Source organism: Pseudomonas sp. OG7 (assembly GCF_014192825.1).
Classification (GTDB): domain Bacteria; phylum Pseudomonadota; class Gammaproteobacteria; order Pseudomonadales; family Pseudomonadaceae; genus Aquipseudomonas; species Aquipseudomonas monteilii.
Genome location: NZ_JACHYK010000004.1, coordinates 253,538 through 270,570, shown reverse-complemented (window position 1 = coordinate 270,570; position 17,033 = coordinate 253,538). Strand labels below are relative to the sequence as shown.

General features: G+C 63.0%; 19 protein-coding genes and 1 tRNA gene. 13 read left to right on the top strand and 7 right to left on the bottom strand.

Annotated features, from left to right (window positions below; translation table 11 throughout):
- Window positions 1-49: 49 nt before the first annotated feature.
- The gene (locus FHW75_RS12040; protein ID WP_016715096.1) at window positions 50-1,396 is read left to right on the top strand and encodes a class II 3-deoxy-7-phosphoheptulonate synthase; all 1,347 of its coding nucleotides are present in this window, start codon (window positions 50-52) and stop codon (window positions 1,394-1,396) included.
- A gap of 111 nt (window positions 1,397-1,507) precedes the next feature.
- Here the strand turns inward: FHW75_RS12040 and FHW75_RS12035 are convergent, their stop codons facing one another.
- Window positions 1,508-1,726, bottom strand: a complete 219-nt coding sequence (locus tag FHW75_RS12035) for a DUF1127 domain-containing protein (protein ID WP_019099444.1) — start codon at window positions 1,724-1,726, stop codon at window positions 1,508-1,510.
- A 97-nt stretch (window positions 1,727-1,823) separates the two neighbouring features.
- Here FHW75_RS12035 and FHW75_RS12030 point away from each other — a divergent pair, with 97 nt between their 5' ends.
- On the top strand, window positions 1,824-2,675 hold the full coding sequence (locus FHW75_RS12030) for a LysR substrate-binding domain-containing protein (RefSeq protein WP_025754764.1): 852 nt from the start codon (window positions 1,824-1,826) through the stop codon (window positions 2,673-2,675).
- A 28-nt stretch (window positions 2,676-2,703) separates the two neighbouring features.
- On the opposite strand, the gene FHW75_RS12025 is transcribed toward FHW75_RS12030, so the two are convergent.
- Entirely contained in the window at window positions 2,704-3,453 is a 750-nt protein-coding gene (locus FHW75_RS12025; RefSeq protein WP_025754763.1) for a sulfite exporter TauE/SafE family protein, read from the bottom strand.
- A gap of 113 nt (window positions 3,454-3,566) precedes the next feature.
- On the opposite strand from FHW75_RS12025, the gene FHW75_RS12020 reads away from it, so the two are divergent.
- The 3 genes from FHW75_RS12020 (at window position 3,567) to FHW75_RS12010 (ending at window position 5,603) form a co-directional block, all read left to right on the top strand.
- Entirely contained in the window at window positions 3,567-4,520 is a 954-nt protein-coding gene (locus FHW75_RS12020) for a LysR family transcriptional regulator (RefSeq protein WP_025754762.1), read from the top strand.
- A gap of 57 nt (window positions 4,521-4,577) precedes the next feature.
- Entirely contained in the window at window positions 4,578-5,033 is a 456-nt protein-coding gene (locus FHW75_RS12015) for a MarR family winged helix-turn-helix transcriptional regulator (protein ID WP_016715092.1), read from the top strand.
- 141 nt (window positions 5,034-5,174) lie between these two features.
- Window positions 5,175-5,603, top strand: coding sequence for an organic hydroperoxide resistance protein (locus tag FHW75_RS12010; RefSeq protein WP_012271110.1), 429 nt, complete (start codon window positions 5,175-5,177; stop codon window positions 5,601-5,603).
- A gap of 57 nt (window positions 5,604-5,660) precedes the next feature.
- Here the strand turns inward: FHW75_RS12010 and efp are convergent, their stop codons facing one another.
- Both efp and earP read right to left on the bottom strand, forming a co-directional pair.
- Window positions 5,661-6,230, bottom strand: a complete 570-nt coding sequence (gene efp / locus FHW75_RS12005; RefSeq protein WP_012271109.1) for an elongation factor P — start codon at window positions 6,228-6,230, stop codon at window positions 5,661-5,663.
- Window positions 6,231-6,278: 48 nt separating this feature from the next.
- Window positions 6,279-7,406: an elongation factor P maturation arginine rhamnosyltransferase EarP gene (gene earP / locus FHW75_RS12000; protein WP_025754761.1), complete on the bottom strand. Its 1,128-nt coding sequence runs from the start codon at window positions 7,404-7,406 to the stop codon at window positions 6,279-6,281.
- A 130-nt stretch (window positions 7,407-7,536) separates the two neighbouring features.
- Between earP and FHW75_RS11995 the strand changes: the two genes are divergently transcribed.
- Together FHW75_RS11995 and FHW75_RS11990 are read left to right on the top strand one after the other, a co-directional pair.
- Complete coding sequence (locus FHW75_RS11995) at window positions 7,537-7,935, top strand: hypothetical protein (RefSeq protein ID WP_025754760.1); 399 nt, start codon at window positions 7,537-7,539, stop codon at window positions 7,933-7,935.
- Window positions 7,936-7,937: 2 nt separating this feature from the next.
- Entirely contained in the window at window positions 7,938-8,408 is a 471-nt protein-coding gene (locus FHW75_RS11990; protein ID WP_084296890.1) for a GreA/GreB family elongation factor, read from the top strand.
- A gap of 8 nt (window positions 8,409-8,416) precedes the next feature.
- Here FHW75_RS11990 and FHW75_RS11985 read toward each other — a convergent pair whose 3' ends face one another.
- Window positions 8,417-9,355, bottom strand: coding sequence for a LysR family transcriptional regulator (locus FHW75_RS11985; RefSeq protein ID WP_019098183.1), 939 nt, complete (start codon window positions 9,353-9,355; stop codon window positions 8,417-8,419).
- Between the two features lie 118 nt (window positions 9,356-9,473).
- On the opposite strand from FHW75_RS11985, the gene FHW75_RS11980 reads away from it, so the two are divergent.
- The gene (locus tag FHW75_RS11980; RefSeq protein ID WP_183673698.1) at window positions 9,474-10,223 is read left to right on the top strand and encodes a 3-oxoacyl-ACP reductase family protein; all 750 of its coding nucleotides are present in this window, start codon (window positions 9,474-9,476) and stop codon (window positions 10,221-10,223) included.
- A 41-nt stretch (window positions 10,224-10,264) separates the two neighbouring features.
- Here FHW75_RS11980 and FHW75_RS11975 read toward each other — a convergent pair whose 3' ends face one another.
- Window positions 10,265-11,149 (bottom strand): LysR family transcriptional regulator, encoded by an 885-nt coding sequence (locus tag FHW75_RS11975; RefSeq protein WP_084296891.1) that lies wholly within the window; start codon window positions 11,147-11,149, stop codon window positions 10,265-10,267.
- A gap of 106 nt (window positions 11,150-11,255) precedes the next feature.
- Between FHW75_RS11975 and FHW75_RS11970 the strand changes: the two genes are divergently transcribed.
- The 3 genes from FHW75_RS11970 (at window position 11,256) to FHW75_RS11960 (ending at window position 15,140) form a co-directional block, all read left to right on the top strand.
- Window positions 11,256-12,425 (top strand): MFS transporter, encoded by a 1,170-nt coding sequence (locus FHW75_RS11970; RefSeq protein WP_025754758.1) that lies wholly within the window; start codon window positions 11,256-11,258, stop codon window positions 12,423-12,425.
- A gap of 116 nt (window positions 12,426-12,541) precedes the next feature.
- Window positions 12,542-12,922 (top strand): hypothetical protein, encoded by a 381-nt coding sequence (locus FHW75_RS11965; RefSeq protein WP_019096930.1) that lies wholly within the window; start codon window positions 12,542-12,544, stop codon window positions 12,920-12,922.
- Between the two features lie 76 nt (window positions 12,923-12,998).
- The gene (locus FHW75_RS11960) at window positions 12,999-15,140 is read left to right on the top strand and encodes a TonB-dependent siderophore receptor (RefSeq protein ID WP_025754757.1); all 2,142 of its coding nucleotides are present in this window, start codon (window positions 12,999-13,001) and stop codon (window positions 15,138-15,140) included.
- A 93-nt stretch (window positions 15,141-15,233) separates the two neighbouring features.
- Here the strand turns inward: FHW75_RS11960 and FHW75_RS11955 are convergent.
- A tRNA-Ser gene (locus tag FHW75_RS11955) sits at window positions 15,234-15,323 on the bottom strand.
- 198 nt (window positions 15,324-15,521) lie between these two features.
- Between FHW75_RS11955 and FHW75_RS11950 the strand changes: the two genes are divergently transcribed.
- Together FHW75_RS11950 and FHW75_RS11945 are read left to right on the top strand one after the other, a co-directional pair.
- A complete protein-coding gene (locus tag FHW75_RS11950) occupies window positions 15,522-16,211 on the top strand; it encodes a crotonase/enoyl-CoA hydratase family protein (RefSeq protein ID WP_161751586.1) in 690 nt (229 codons plus the stop codon).
- 81 nt (window positions 16,212-16,292) lie between these two features.
- A complete protein-coding gene (locus tag FHW75_RS11945; RefSeq protein ID WP_183673696.1) occupies window positions 16,293-17,006 on the top strand; it encodes a 1-acyl-sn-glycerol-3-phosphate acyltransferase in 714 nt (237 codons plus the stop codon).
- Window positions 17,007-17,033 lie beyond the last annotated feature (27 nt).

Sequence of the window (17,033 nt, the reverse complement as noted above, 5' to 3'; positions counted from 1 at the left end):
CAACTGTTACCATGGCCCATAGCCTACAACCGACAAGACCGAGCCCGAGATGAACCAACCGTGGAGCCCTGACAGCTGGCGCGCCCTGCCGATCCAGCAGCAACCGACCTACCCCGACGCCGCGCACTTGCTGAAGGTTGAACAAACCCTGGCCAGCTACCCGCCGCTGGTGTTCGCGGGCGAGGCCCGCGAGCTGCGCCGCCAGTTTGCCGAGGTGACCGAAGGGCGCGCCTTCTTGCTGCAGGGGGGCGACTGCGCCGAGAGCTTCGCCGAGTTCTCGGCGGCGAAAATCCGCGACACCTTCAAGGTGCTGCTGCAAATGGCAATCGTGATGACCTTTGCCGCCGGCTGCCCGGTGGTCAAGGTAGGCCGCATGGCCGGCCAGTTTGCCAAGCCACGCTCCTCGGGCGATGAAACCATCGGCGACATCACCCTGCCCGCCTACCGTGGCGACATCGTCAACGGCATCGGTTTCGATGCCAAGAGCCGCATCCCCGACCCGGATCGCCTGCTGCAGGCCTACCACCAGGCCACCGCCAGCCTCAACCTGCTGCGCGCCTTTGCCCAGGGCGGCTTTGCCGACCTGCACCAGGTGCACAAGTGGAACCTGGACTTCATTGCCAACTCGGCGCTGGCCGACAAGTACCATCAGCTGGCCAACCGCATTGACGAAACCCTGGCGTTCATGCGCGCCTGTGGCCTGGACAGCGCGCCGCAACTGCGTGAAACCAGCTTCTTCACTGCCCACGAAGCACTGCTGCTGAACTATGAAGAAGCCTTCGTGCGCCAGGACAGCCTGACCGGCGACTACTACGACTGCTCGGCGCACATGCTGTGGATCGGCGACCGCACCCGCCAACTGGACGGTGCCCATGTGGAGTTCCTGCGTGGGGTGCACAACCCGATCGGGGTCAAGGTCGGCCCCAGCATGAACCCTGAAGAGCTGATACGCCTGATCGACACGCTCAACCCGGCCAATGACCCCGGGCGCCTGAACCTGATCGTGCGCATGGGTGCGAGCAAGGTTGGCGACCACCTGCCGGGGCTGATCCGCACCGTCGAACGCGAGGGGCGAAAGGTGCTGTGGAGCTCGGACCCGATGCACGGCAATACCATCAAGGCCAGCACCGGCTACAAGACCCGCGACTTTGCGCAGATCCTGGATGAAGTGAAGCAGTTCTTCCAGGTACACCAGGCCGAGGGCAGCCATGCCGGCGGCATTCATATCGAGATGACCGGGCAGAACGTCACCGAATGCATCGGCGGCGCCCGGCCGATCACTGAAGATGCGTTGTCTGACCGCTATCACACCCATTGTGACCCACGGATGAATGCCGATCAGTCGCTGGAGCTGGCGTTCCTGATCGCCGAGACGTTGAAGCAAGTACGGCGGTGAGGCTGGGGCGCATGCCTTGGGGTTTGTGCCGCCTGTGAGATCGAGCGCCGCCCGCGCGGCGCTCGATCTCACAGGCGCTGAAAAGCTAAAGACAAGCACCCCAGCGCAAACTCACTTTCTCAACGGATCATCCCAGAAAGGCCGCTCGGCCTCTTGCTGGACATCCGCCCGGCTCAGCCCCAGGTCATGCAAGGTAGCATCGCTGAGGGCGGCCAGTTCTCGCCGCTGGCGGTACAACTCCAGCCAGCGCACCGGCCGCTGCAGGGCCGCATGCCACAGATGGTTCAGGGAGAAAGCAGGTTGCTGGATGCTGCTGACATGACCTTTCATCGTGAAGCCCTCCGTGTTGGATGGCCTCAGTCTCGCGCCGGGCTTAAGATCAATCCAACGAATGTTTCTGATGCCATGCATCTCGGAGATTGATGCAATGTCCCAGTACCAGAGCCTCGATGCGGACGTGCTGCGCACCTTCGTCGCCATCGCCGAGCAAGGCGGTTTCACGCGCGCTGGCGAAGTGGTCAACCGCACCCAGTCGGCGGTGAGCATGCAGATGAAACGCCTGGAAGAAGACATTCTGCAGCGCCAGCTGTTCGAGCGTGACGGCCGCCAGGTCAGGCTCACCGCTGAAGGCCAGGTGTTGCTGGGCTATGCCCGGCGCATCCTCAAGCTGCATGGCGAGGTGTTCAATACCTTGCGCATGCCGCACATGGTCGGGCTGGTGCGTATCGGCACGCCAGACGACTACGCCATGCGCTTTTTGCCGACCATTCTGTCGAGCTTTGCCCAGGCCTACCCTCTGGTACAGGTAGAAGTGCATTGCGACTCGTCCAAACAGCTGATGCTGCGCCAGGACCTGGACCTTACCATCGTCACGCGCGAGCCGGGCAACGAGGTTGGCCAGTTGTTGCGCCAGGAACGCCTGGTGTGGGCCGCCGCCGAAGGCTTTTGCCCGCAAGAGCAGCGGCCGATGCCAGTGGCGCTGTTCAATACCGACTGTTTCTGCCGGGCCTGGACGTGCAATGCACTGGAAGCACAGGGCATCGACTACCGCATTGCCTATACCAGCCCCAGCCTGGCGGCGATCTTTGCCATTGTCACGGCAGGCTTGGCGGTGACGGCGCAATTACAGAGTCTGATTGGCGGAAACATCCGCATCCTGGGCGAACAGGACGGGCTGCCGCAGTTGCCCATGGCCAATGTGATGCTGTTGCGCAACACCCAGACCCAGTCACCCATCACCGACTGCATGGCCGACTACATCGTTGAAGGGTTCAAGTAATTGGGGGCCGTTTTGCGGCCCCACAATCTCAAAGTTCAAACCCGAGCATCACCGCACACACCACCAAAAACACACAGAACATCGCCCGCAATACCTTCTCGGGCAGCGCATGGGCCAACTTCACCCCCCAGCTGATGCTGAGCAAACCGCCCACCGCCAGTGGAAGCCCCACGCCCCAGTCAACGCTATGGTGCACGCCATACGTAACCAACGTCACCAAGGTGCTCGGCGCCGCCAACGCCAGCGACAACCCCTGCGCCACCACCTGGGTGGTGCCAAACACACTGGTCAGGATTGGCGTAGCCACCACGGCCCCCCCCACCCCGAACAACCCGCCCATGGTGCCGGCAAAACTGCCCAGCACGCCCAGCCACGGCCAGGCATAGCGCAGTTCGGCACTCGGCGGTGACACTTTCATGAACATCCGGGCCACGTTCCACACCGCCAGCGCTACCAGAAAGCCAACAAAACCCAGGCGCATGGAATGCGCATCCAGCCCCACTGCCCAGATCGACCCCAGCCAGGCAAACAGGAAGCTGCACGCCGACAGCGGCACGGCATGGCGCAGTTCGATGCGGTTGCGCTGGTGGTACCGCCACAGCGCCAGCAACACGTTCGGCACCACCATCACCAGCGCCGTACCCTGCGCCAGTTGCTGGTCCAGGCCGAACAGCACGCCCAGCGCCGGAATCGCGATCAGCCCGCCGCCAATGCCGAACAGCCCGCCCATGGTGCCCAGGGCAGCGCCCAGCACGATATACAACAACCACTCGATCATCAGGGCCTCGTCCGCCTGTACAGATATTGCGAGCATGCTAACGATTGCGGGCTGGCAGGGAAACGCACAGCAGCGCACAATGGCTGTGCGCATTTCGCAAAAGCAAGGCAACCATGAGCCCCGATGCCCTCACCGACCAACTGACCCTGTTCCTCGATGTGCTGGAGACCGGCAGCTTTTCAGCCGCCGCCCGCCGCCATCCGCTGACCCCGTCTGCCGTGGCCCGGCGCATCGACAACCTGGAAACCGCCGTGGGCAGCCGCCTGTTCACCCGCAGCACCCACGCCGTGCGTGCCACCCCTGCGGGCAATGCGTTTGCCGAACGGGCCAGGCGCATCATCGAGGAACTGCGCCTGGCCCGGGCCGAGGCGGTATCGCTGAGCAACGCCCCGGAAGGGCTGATCCGCATCGATGCACCCGCCGCGTTCGGCCGCCGCCACCTGGCCCCGGCCATCGCCGATTTCCTGGTGGCTTACCCTGGCCTGGACGTGCAGTTGCGCCTGATCGACAGCTTCGTCGACCTGCATGGCAGCCACCTGGGCGAGGTCGACCTGGTACTGCGCGCCGGCCCCCTGGCCGACACCCGCCTGGTCGCTACGCCGCTGGCCTACATGGTACGCATCGCGTGCGCCAGCCCGGCTTATCTGGCCAACCGAGGCATCCCTACCTGCCCCAGCGAACTGCCCGGGCACGACGGCCTGGACTGGGACGGCTTGGCACCGCCGTTCGCCTGGCGCTTCAACGTAGCCGGGCAAACCCGCCTGTATCGCCCCGCGCGCATGCGCATGGCCGCCAACAATGCCGAAACCCTGCTGTTCGGCGCCCTCGCCGGCCTGGGTGTTGCCCACCTGCCCACCTGGCTGATCAGCGAGTACCTTTTGCGCGGCGAACTGGTCCCGTTGTTTTGCGATGGCGGCCTGCCCGAAGCCGAAACCAGCGGTATTTACGCGCTACGCCTGGAACACAAAACGAACTCTCGCAGCCGTTTGCTGCTCGAATTCCTCAAGAGCCGCTTCAGCCCGGTTCCACCCTGGGACCTGGCCTTGCGCAGTGAACTGCACGAGTAATGCGCGCACTAACGATCAGCGAGCCAGAATTCCCCATTATTGCCTTCAAGGACCTGCATGAACGCCGACACCCAAGCCTCCTGTGACGAGCTGCTGCTGGACAACCAGGTCTGCTTTGCCCTGCACTCCACCTCGTTGCTGATGACCAAGGTCTACAAACCGCTGCTGCAGGCCTTGGGCCTGACCTACCCACAGTACCTGGCCATGCTCGTGCTGTGGGAGCGCGACGGCCTGACCGTGGGCGAGATCAGCCAGCACCTGCTCACCGACCCGGGCTCACTGACCCCGCTGCTAAAGCGCCTTGAAAGCGAAGGCCTGTTGCAACGCAACCGCAGCCGCGAAGATGAACGGGTAGTAATGGTGCAACTGACCGACAAGGGCCGCGCCTTGCAGCAGCAGGCCAAAGAGGTGCCTCAGTGCATCCTCAAGGCCAGTGGGTACAGCCTGGCGCAGCTGCAACAACTGCAGGCCGACCTGCTGAACCTGCGCGAGAACCTGCAGAAAAACCTCTGAAAGCTATGCTGTGCAATGGCCGTTCGGATGAGCGGTGACGATTTATCTTGCGCGCTAACTAATTGCACGCTAAATTAAATCCCACACCAACCCGCGCCCTCCCCCGAACAGGAAGCGCACAGCACATTAGCGAGGCTCAAGATGCAAAAGGTCACTCCGCTGTACATCGCAGAAGCTACCTCCACCGGTGGGCGCGACGGCAAATCCAAGTCCAGCGACGGCAAGCTGGTCGTCAGCCTGAGCACCCCCAAGGAACTGGGCGGCGCCGGCGGTGACGGCACCAACCCAGAGCAGATGTTCGCCGCCGGTTACTCGGCCTGCTTCATCGGCGCCCTCAAATTTGTAGCCGGGCAAGAGAAAAAAGCCCTGCCGGCCGATGCCTCGATCACCGCCAAGGTGGGCATCGGCCAGATCCCGGGCGGTTTCGGCCTGGACATCGACCTGCACATCAACCTGCCGGGCCTGGCCCAGGCCGATGCCGAAGGGCTGGTGGAAAAAGCGCACAAGGTGTGCCCGTACTCCAACGCTACCCGCGGCAATGTGGATGTACGCCTGCACGTGACCGTGTAAATCACAGGCACAAAAAAACCCGGCCGAGGCCGGGTTTTTTGCGTTTCACAAGAAGAATTACTTCTTGGAGCGGCCTTTGAAGCTGTTGTCGCGAGTGTCGATGTCGATCCACTCGTCGATCTGGATGAAGTCGGCAACCTGGATCTCGGTACCGTTCTTCAGTTTGGCAGGCTTCATGACCTTGCCCGAGGTGTCGCCGCGAGCAGCGTTCTCGGTGTAGACAACCTGACGGCTGATGGTGGTCGGCAGTTCAACCGATACCAGGCGGCCTTCGAAGAACACGGCTTCGCAGATGTCTTCCATGCCTTCTTCGATGTACGGCAGAACGGCGTCGATGTCTTCGGCGTTCAGTTCGTACATGGTGTAGTCGGTGGTGTCCATGAAGGTGTACGAGTCACCGCTGATGAACGACAGGGTCGCTTCTTTGCGATCCAGGATCACGTCGTCCAGCTTGTCGTCCGCACCGTATACGGTTTCGGTCTTGTAGCCAGTCAGCAGGTTCTTCAGCTTGGTCTTCATGATCGCGCTGTTACGGCCCGACTTGGTGAACTCAGCTTTTTGAACCAGCCACGGGTCGTTGTCGATCCGCAGGACGGTACCGGGTTTCAGTTCTTTACCAGTTTTCATTACGAAGTATCCGAATCTGGATGGATTTATAAAAATCGAGGCCGCGTATCATAGCGAATTTCGGCAAAAGTGTACTAGCGCTGTGGCAAGGTCCGGCTGAGCGGCCTGTTGCCCAGCCCAAAGGCGGGCATGCTGCTGCAGTTCTGGCCAATGCTGACGGGCCGCCCGCCAGGCCTGGCGCATGTCGAGATCCATGTTCCAGGCACGCCATAGGCCCAGCAGGGCGGCATCGGCTGCTTCTGACAGGCCGCGTCGATAATGCCCGAGAAACGCTTCGAGCTTTTCCCAGTGGGCGTTTTCGTCCTGTATGTAGATGTGCCACAGCATCGGTTGCCCGGCCCACTGTGCACGCACGAACGAGTCTTCGCCGCGCACCGCGTTGAAATCACAGCTCCACAGCAGCCGGTCGTAGTCGTCTTGGCTGACGAAAGGCAGCACCTGCACCGTCAGTGCCCCTCGTTTGCGCAGGCTGCCCACGGGTAACGTCGGCTCGCCAAGCCACTGGCTGAGCCCCGCGACAACGCGCCCCTGCGGCACTAGCAGGTGACAAGGCTGCTCGCTTGTGGCCAGGGCATCGAGCCAATTGCCCAGCTGCGGGTTTTCGTAGGCGAACAGCGAAACCAGCAACGCCCCCGCTTCGGGGTTTACGCCAAGCCCCTGCAAGAAGGCCTGCCTTGCCCCCTGCTGAAACGCGTCACGCCGCGCCAGCAGCGAGCCTTCGCGCAGCAGGCCACCGGTCTTCTCGGTAAAGCCGGGGAAGAAAAACACCTTGCGCAGGCCGTTGGGCTGCGGCGACGGCAAGCCATGGCAGCCTTCCACCCAGTCCTCGGCACTGAGGTATTCCAGGTTCAGCCACAGCGGCGGCGTGGCGCAGGCACGCATGGCCTCCACATAAGGCGCCGGCAACTGGCAGGCGAATGCACCGATCACCACATCCGCCGGATCCACCGGCAACCAGGCCGCCGGCCATTGGCGCACTTCCACACCCTGCTGCCACTGTTGCGTAGCAGTGGCATCGGCGCCGGGGCACATGGGCGTGAAAGCGTTGAGGTCATCCACCCACAGGCGCACCGCCAGGCCGTGCTCAGCCACCAGCTGCCGGGCCAGGCGCCAGGTCACGCCAATATCGCCGTAGTTGTCGACGACACTGCAGAAGATGTCCCAGGTGGCTTTCATGCGCCCCTCCCGTACCGGTGCAAAAACCGCGAATTCTGCGCATAAATTGTCGCCGACAAAAGCACCTGCGCGGAAAAATGCCCAAGTGCATGCGACAATGCACCCCGACCGACCTTGCCAGGAGGCTGCCATGCCCCGCCAGCGTGAACTGAAAATCACCCTCAAGCCGTTGCCGTTGATCCTGTGCGTTGCCTTTGGCCTTTGGCTGGGCGCGGTGGCCATCGTGGCGAGCGCCTGGCTGGCCCTGTTGGTGTGGCCGCAGCAAGTGCAGCCGTTGGCCCAGGCCCTGCCCCCTAGCGTCTACCCGCCAGCACCGGCGCCGGCAGCAGCCCCGCCAGCGGATGCCCAGGCCGAGATGTTCGACCGTTACAAGGACATCCTGCACAAGCAGGAACAGCAACAGGCCGCCGAAGCAGCCCAAGGCAACCCGCGCAATCTCAACAGCCCCAAATGCCAGTTCTGGCTGCAGCAGAACCGCACCGCCCCCACCGACAAAAGCCAGGCCAATGTGCTGGAGTTCTGTTACTGACCATGGACAAGCCCCACCTGCTGGCGCAGATCGTCGCCATCCTTACGCATGATCTGGACGTGCTGACCCGTGCGGCGCAAACCGCCTACGAGGCCGCCACCGCCGAAGAGAACATCGCCGAGAACAAGTACGACACCCTGGGCCTGGAAGCCTCATACCTGGCCACCGGCCAGGCCCGGCGCAGTGCAGAGATTCGCCAGGCGCTGCTGATCTACCAGCAGTTGCTGCTGCGCGACTATGACCCCGCACGCGGGGTGCAGGTGAGCAACCTGGTGAAACTGGAGGATGAGGAAGGTAGCCAACGCCAGCTGTTCCTTGGGCCTGAAGCGGCGGGACTGAAGATTGGCGAAGGAGATGAGTTGATAACAGTGATTACCCCGCGTTCGCCGCTGGGGCAGCAACTGATGGGCAAAAAGATTGATGACGAGGTGTGCCTTGGGGCACAGGTTCTGTTCATCGTTGATATTACCTGAAAGGGCCTTTACAACGTCTGCAAGGCATCAAACCGCCCCGCCAACCCCTGCTCGGCAAACTTCTCCACCACAAAATCGATAAACGCCCGGGTCTTGCCCGGCAACAGCTTGTGCTCGGCGAAATACAGGCTGATGTGCCCGTCGTCCACATACCAGTCCGGCAACACCCGCCGCAACCGCCCGCCCTGCAGGTAGGGCACGGCAAACGGCAGGCTCACCAGGGCAATCCCCAGCCCCTGCTCGGCCACCGCGCACGCCGCATCCGAATCGCTCATGGTCATCGCCTGACGCAGCTGCAACGGCTGTTGCGCCTGCCAGCGGCTGGTCAACGGCCACGAACGCACCCGCCCGGTCTGCGGTGAGCGGATCAAGATGCCGTCGTGGCGTTGCAGCACCTCTGGGTCTGCAATCGGCGCATGCCGCTCAAGGTACACCGGCGCCGCCACCAACACCCGGTGCGCAGGGGTCAGCTTGCGCGCCACCACCCCCGGCGGCAGTTCAAAACCACCGCCAATCGCTGCATCGAACCCTTGGCCAATCAAGTCGACCTGGCGGTTGTCGAAATGCCAGTCCGGGGTAATGGCCGGGTAACGGCGCAAAAACTCACTCAGCAACGGCAACACGTACAAGCGCCCGAACACCGTCCCCATACTTACCCGCAAAAGCCCGGCCGGCTGGCCTTCGGCACTGGCCAGGTTGGCCACGGCGTACTGGATAGTGCGGAAGCTGTCACTGACCTCACCAAGAAAACGCTGCCCCGCTTCGGTCAAAGTCAGCTTGCGGGTACTACGCTGGAACAACCGCACCCCCAGGCGCGCCTCCAGCTGAGCCACATGCTTGCCCACAGCGGCCGGGGTAATGCTCAGGCGCCTGGCAGCCTCGGCAAAGCTGCCGACCTCGGCACTGCGGATGAAGCACTCCAACGCGTTGAACGATTCCATGGCCATGATTGGCAACCAAAGGTTTACTCTGCTGATAGTGATTGCCATCTTATCAGCAGGTAATCGAGCGCCGATACTGCGCCCATCCAAGGCATTCCGGCCTGGCTTCCAGCAGGAGATCAGCATGTCCAAGCAACTTACACTCGAAGGCAAAGTGGCCCTGGTACAGGGCGGTTCCCGTGGCATTGGTGCGGCTATCGTGCGGCGCCTGGCCCGCGAAGGCGCACACGTAGCCTTTACCTATGTCAGCTCTGCCGGCCCGGCAGAAGCACTGGCCCGGGAAATTACCGAAAACGGCGGCAAGGCCCTGGCCCTGCGGGCCGACAGTGCCGATGCAGCAGCCGTGCAGCTGGCGGTGGATGACGCCGTGAAGGCGTTCGGCCGTCTGAATATCCTGGTCAACAACGCCGGGGTACTGGCGGTAGCACCGGTCACCGAATTCGACCTGGCCGACTTCGACCGCATGCTGGCGGTGAATGTGCGCAGCGTGTTCGTCGCCAGCCAGGCTGCCGCACGCTACATGGGCCAGGGCGGGCGCATCATCAACATCGGTAGCACCAACGCCGAGCGCATGCCGTTTGCCGGTGGCGCACCCTATGCCATGAGCAAGTCGGCGCTGGTTGGCCTGACCCGCGGCATGGCCCGTGACCTGGGGCCGCAAGGCATTACCGTGAACAACGTGCAGCCAGGGCCGGTGGACACCGACATGAACCCGGCCAGTGGCGAGTTTGCCGAGAGCCTGATCCCGCTGATGGCGATTGGGCGGTATGGCGAGGTGGATGAAATTGCCAGCTTTGTGGCTTACCTCGCGGGCCCAGAGACCGGGTACATCACTGGGGCAAGCTTGACGATTGATGGCGGGTTTGCCGCTTGAGTTGATGGGCTGCCTGTGCCGGCGACAGGGCCGGTACAGGCTTATCCACTCCCAGACCCCAGCCGCTGTTCCATCACCTCCAGAAAAGCCCGGGCAGCGGGCGTCGGGCTGGAGGACCACACGGCATACAAGTGCCGCACCGGCGCATCCACCAACCGCGCCACCGTCACACCTTCGAAGCCCTGGGCCACCCGCTCCGGCACAAGGCCCACCGCCATGCCCCGCTGCACAAACTTTTCCACCAGACGCACATGCCCGATTTCAAACTGCACCCGGCGCTGCAACCCTGCGGCGTGAAACGCCTCATCCGTCTGCCGCCGTGCCCCGGTGCCTTCGGGGAAGTCCACCAGCACTTCGTCCGCCAGGTCGGCCAACGCCAACGGCGTACGGCCGGCAAGTCGATGATCAACCGGCAACAACGCCACCAGTTCCTCCCTGGCCAGCAAGCGATGCTCCACGCCCTGCACGACCTCGCCCTGCCACAGGCCAATAAAGCCCACATCCAGGCGCCGCTCGACCACGTCGGCGATCAGCAATTCGCTCTTGGCCGTGATCCAGCGCACATCCACATCCGGGAAACGACCATGGAACAGTGCCAGCAGGTCGACCAGGTCCAACGCCGTGAGCGAGCTGATTTCACCAATCGCCAGTCGCCCGCGCACCTGCCCGCAAGCCGCCGCCACGTCATCGGGAATTCGCCGGGCCGCTTCCACCGCCGGCCGGGCGCTAAGCACAAAAGCCTCGCCGGCAGGGGTCAGGCGCACCCGTCGCGAACTACGCTCGAACAGGCTGACGCCCAACTGTGCCTCCAGCCGCGCCACCTGGTGGCTAAGCGCCGACTGCACCACATGGCAGCGCTCGGCCGCGCGGGTAAAGCTGCCCGTGTCGGCAACGGCAAGGGCATATTCGAGCTGCTTGAGATTCATGCATCTATCTGCTTTCAAGATGGATTAGTTGAAAACTATACATTGGTGTCATGCCAGACACTTCCTGATAATCCTCCCACTTACTACTGCCCGCCACGAGAACCGCATGAACGCCTTCACTCTCAGCCGCGCCCTGATCCTGCTGATGGCCACCGCCACCGGCCTGGCCGTGGCCAGCAATTACTACGCCCAACCACTGCTGCACAGCATCGCCGAGCAGTTCGGCCTGAGCACCGCCAGCGCCGGCAGCATCGTCATCGCCGCCCAACTCAGCTATGGCGCCGGCCTGTTGCTGCTCGCGCCGCTGGGTGACCTGTTCGAGCAGCGCCGGCTGATCACCGTAATGACCGCTATTTCCACGCTGGGCCTTGTCATCAGTGCCTGTGCGCCGAGCCTGCCCTGGCTGATCCTGGGCACGGCGCTGACCGGGCTGTTCTCGGTGGTGGCGCAGATTTTGGTCCCTATGGCCGCGACCCTGAGCGAGCCACATCAGCGCGGCCGTGCGGTCGGCACGCTGATGAGCGGCCTGCTGCTGGGCATCCTGCTGGCGCGGACCGCAGCCGGCTTCATGGCCGAACTGGGCGGCTGGCGTAGCATCTATGTGCTGGCCGCCGTGTTGATGGCGATTACCGCCTTGGCGCTGTACCGCAGCTTGCCACAGCACCACAGCCATGCCGGGCTGAAGTACCCGGCGCTGATCGCTTCGGTGTTCCGCCTGTTCTTCGAAGAGCCCGTGCTGCGCCTGCGCTCGCTGCTTGGGCTGCTGGCGTTCAGCCTGTTCGCACTGTTCTGGACACCGCTGGCGTTTCTGCTCGCACAAGGCCCCTACCACTATTCGGATGCCGTGATCGGCCTGTTCGGCCTGGCCGGTGCGGCGGGTGCGCTGTCGGCCAACTGGGCCGGGCGGCTGGCAGACCGTGGCAAAGGCTCGCTGGGTACCACTGTGGGCCTGGTCGTATTGCTGCTGTCGTGGGTGCCGCTGGGGTTTGCCCAGCAGTCGCTGCTGGCCTTGCTGCTGGGTGTGTTGATGCTCGACCTGGCAGTGCAACTGGTGCACGTGAGCAACCAGAACGCAGTGATTGCCCTGCGGCCCGAGGCACGCACACGGCTGAATGCCGGGTACATCACCTGCTACTTCATTGGCGGGGCGCTGGGGTCGCTGCTGGGCACACAGTTGTTCCAGCACCAGGGCTGGATGGGCATTGTGGTAGCAGGCCTGGTGATAGGCGGGCTGGCGTTGCTGGCGTGGGGGCTGGCCAATCGAAAGGCCGCTTGATTGACACAAGGGCGACATCGCACCGCACTACCCTCCGTCGTATTGCCGTTGACTTGCCTGCCCGGGCAGCGCTCAGTAGTCGCTGGTCACTGCCCTTTCCCTGACAGGACGACTTTATGACAAGACTCACGGTACAATCCGGCGATTTCTTGCAAGGTGAAGGCGAGTATCGCAACGGATCGCTCACACTCAAGACCTCGCGCAGCCCCTCCCCGGGCGAGCGGATTTCACTCGCGCGCATCAGCGACCTCAGGCTGGCCAGCCTGGAATCAAGCCGCAGCCTGGGCAGCGCCCTGGGCTGGGGGGTGGCCGGCGCGCTGGTGGCGGGCCCGGTAGGGTTGCTGGCCGGGCTGTGGCTAGGTGGCAAGGAGGAAGAAGCCACCTTCCTGGCCACCTTCAAGGATGGACGCAAGCTCATGGCGATAACCGACGGCAAAACCTGGTCAAAGATCGATGACAGTTGGCGGCAGCACAAGCGGCCCGCCAACCAGGACTGAATATCGCGGGGCCCGGATCGTTTTATGCAGAAGGCGGCTGTTAAGATGCCGCCTTTTTCATGGTCGGAGCCCCCGCATGCCACCGCGTCACCCCCGCCTGCCCCTGAGCCTGCTCAGCCTGGGCCTGGCCCTGCATTGCCCCCATGTGCTCGCCGAAGACAGCGTGGTGCTGGCGCCGCTGCAGGTGTCCGACACCTATGCCAACGATGGCTACCAGGCACGCCAGGCAGCGGTGGGTGGCTTTCAGCCCGCGCCCTTGCTCGATACGCCCGCCTCGGTCAGCGTGTTCAGCCAGCAACTGCTGGAAGACCGCCAGGTGCGCAAGCTCAGCGAAGTGCTGCAAAGTGACGCCTCGGTTGGCGAAAGCTATGCCCCCATCGGCTACTACGAGAACTTCAATGTGCGCGGCTTCGAGCTGAATGCCGCCAGCAGCTACCGCATCAATGGCCAGACCATCGCCGGCGAGCAGAACGTGGCCCTGGAGAACAAGCAGCAGGTGGAATTGCTCAAGGGCCTGTCAGGGCTGCAGAGCGGCGTTTCTGAGCCGGGCGGCCTGATCAACTACGTGACCAAGCGTGCCGAAGACGTGCGCAGCGTCACGGTATCGACCAACGAGCAAGGCGAACGCTACCTGGCCACCGACCTGGGCGGCTGGTTCGGCAGCGAAAAGCAGTTTGGCCTGCGCGCCAACCTGGCCCATGAAGACATCCGCTCCTACGTCGACCACGCCGACGGCAAGCGCGACTTCGCCTCGCTGGCGTTCGACTGGCAGATCAACCCGGATGCCACCCTGCAGCTGGATGCCGAATACCAGCACCGCGAACAACGCTCGGTGCCGGGTTACCAATTACTGGGCGGCACAGAAGTGCCCCACGGCATCGACCCGGATGACCGTCTGGCGTACCAGAGCTGGGCCAAGCCGGTGCAGAACGACTCGCTGAACCTGGGCGGGCGCTTCGAGTATCGCTTCAACGAGGCCTGGACCGGCACCTTGAGTGCCTCGCGCAGCAAGGTGGTGATCGACGACTACAGTTCGTTTGCCTGGGGAAGCGAAGATGGCTGGCAGTCTCATTTCAGCCCGGAAGGCGACTACGATATCTATGATTTCCGCAGCCCTGACGACACCAGGCGTGTCGATGAAGCCCAGGCGATGGTCAACGGACGGTTTGACGTTGCCGGCAACAGCCATGAGTTGACCGTGGGGACCAGCGCTCAACGTCGGACGCTGGATCAACGCACCTACTACAACGAGCTTCTGGAACACCCCGGAAATATCGACACAGGCTCCCCAGCCCAACCGCCTTCCGACAAACCCATTGGCGCCAGCGAACGCCGCCTGGACAGCCGCCAGTATGGCCTGTTCGTCAGCGATCGCATCAGCTTCAACGAGCAATGGCAAACTGTACTGGGCGCCCGCGAAGTGCGCCTGGATGAAAAGACCTGGGACGAGAACGGGGTTGCCGGGCGCCATACCCGCCAGTATGAGTTGCTGCCCAATGCTGCGCTTATCTATAAGCCGCAGCCGAACACCACGGTATACGCCAGCTATGCCAAGGGCCTGTCGGCCGGCGGCACAGCGCCGTGGTTTGCGCTGAACAAATTCGAAATCCTTGCCCCCACGACCTCCCACCAACTGGAACTGGGCCTCAAACATGACTGGCAAGGCCTGAGCCTCAGCGCCGCGCTGTTCCAGATCCGCCAGGCCTACCAGTACGCACGCCCCGACGACACGGGCTACTTCACCTATGTGCAGCAGGGCCAGCAGAAAAACACCGGCCTGGAACTGGGCGCCAGCGGCTGGGTGACCCACAACCTGCAAGTGCAGGCCAGTGCCGCAGCCATTCGGGCGCGGGTGCAGAACAGCGGTACCGATGCTTATGAAGGCCATCAGGCAATCAATGTGCCCAGGTTCCGGGCAGCGCTGCACGCGGAATACACGTTGCCGGTGCCAGGCCTGGCGCTGCTGGGCGGGGCGCGCTACAGCGCCAGCAAGTATGCGAGCCAGGCGGGGAATGTGGAGGTTGGCGGGTACACCGTATTCGACCTTGGCAGCCGCTACCGCACGCGTATTGCCGGGTATGACACCGTGCTGCGGCTGACCGTGGATAACGTATTCGACAAACGCTACTGGCGCGATGTGGGGGATTACCTGGGGGACAACTACCTGTTCCAGGGGGCACCGCGTACGGCTCGGCTTTCGGCCTCGGTCAGCTTCTAGATTGCCAGGGCCGCTTTGCGGCCCTTTCGTCGCACAAGGCCCAGAATGCAAAAAGCCCCCGAACTTTTCAGCTCGGGGGCTCTTCGCAGAATGTGGCGGTGAAGAAGGGATTTGAACCCTTGATACGATTTCTCGTATACACACTTTCCAGGCGTGCTCCTTCGACCACTCGGACACTTCACCGTTTCTCTTCAAGCCGTGCGGCCCGTCGAGGTGCGCTAATTTAGTGAAAGAGCTTCCCTTTGGCAAGCATTTTTTTCAGTTTTTTCATGTATTTGCATTTGAGCCCCGGTGAACGCTGACCGACCAGTCAGCCTTGCTGCTTTACCTGGCCTCTGGCGCTGGGTAACGTCGTCGCCACGCCAACAAAAGGACTCTGCCATGAGCGAGCTGATTACCTACCACGCCGAAGACGGCATCGCCACCCTGACCCTGAACAACGGCAAGGTCAACGCCATCTCGCCGGATGTCATCACCGCCTTCAATGCCGCGCTTGACCGCGCTACTGAAGAGCGTGCCGTGGTGATCATTACCGGGCAGCCAGGCATTCTGTCGGGCGGTTACGACCTCAAGGTGATGACCAGCGGCCCGAAACAGGCCATCAGCCTGGTCACTGCGGGCTCCACCCTCGCCCGCCGCCTGCTGTCGCACCCGTTCCCGGTAGTGGTCGCCTGCCCGGGCAATGCCGTGGCCAAGGGCGCCTTCCTGCTGCTGTCGGCCGACTACCGCATTGGCGTCGAAGGGCCGTACAAGGTGTGCCTGAACGAAGTGCAGATCGGCATGACCATGCACCATGCCGGCATCGAATTGGCCCGCGACCGCCTGCGTCGTTCGGCTTTCCATCGTTCGGTGATCAATGCTGAGGTGTTCGACCCGGTCGCGGCAGTGGATGCCGGCTTCCTCGACAAGGTGGTGCCGGCTGAACAGTTGCAGGACGCAGCGCTGGCGGCGGCGCGGGAGTTGAAGAAGCTGAACATGCTGGCGCACAAGAACACCAAGCTGAAGGTGCGCAAAGGGCTGCTGGAGGCGCTGGACAAGGCGATCGAGCTGGACCAGCACCACATGGGTTGACCGGACAGGCTCACACCAAGGTTTGCCGCAATCAGTGCACACCCGTACACTGTCCGGCGACTGTCTGGTGTGAGTCGTACCATGCTTTATTCGTTGCGCATGTTCCTGCTGGCGCTGCATTTTCTTGCCGTTGGCGCCGTGGGCCTGATCATTGGCCTGTGCCGCCCCTTCAACCCCGACAACAGCCGGGTGTTTGCCCACCTGTACAGCCGGCCAGCCACCTGGCTGATGCGCATCAAGGTCAAGGCCGAGGTCGGGCCACTGTGGGACCACCCACCCGGTTGCGTGATCGTCGCCAACCACCAGTCCAACTTCGACCTGTTCGTATTGGGCCAGGTGGTACCCCAACGCACCGTAGCCATCGGCAAGAAAAGCCTGGGCTGGATCCCGCTGTTCGGCCAGCTGTTCTGGCTGGGCGGCAACGTGCTGATCGACCGCAAGAACGCCTACCAGGCGCGCAAGGCGCTGCAAAAGACCACGCGGGTGCTGCAGGACGACACCTCCATCTGGATTTTCCCTGAAGGCACGCGTAACGCCGGCGAGCAGCTGATGGCCTTCAAGAAAGGTGCGTTTCACATGGCCATCGAGGCCGGCGTGCCGATCGTGCCGGTATGCGTCAGCCGCTATGCCAGGCGCATGAGCCTGAACAGCTGGCGCCAGCGCACGGTGATCGTGCGCTCGTTGCCACCCATCGTCACGGCGGGCATGACCCAACGGGACATTCCGGCGCTGATCGAGCAGTGCCGGGGGCAGATGCAGCAGTGCATCGACGGCATGGAACACGAGCTGGCCTGAAGCGGGTTGCTCTTGGGCCGGGTACGG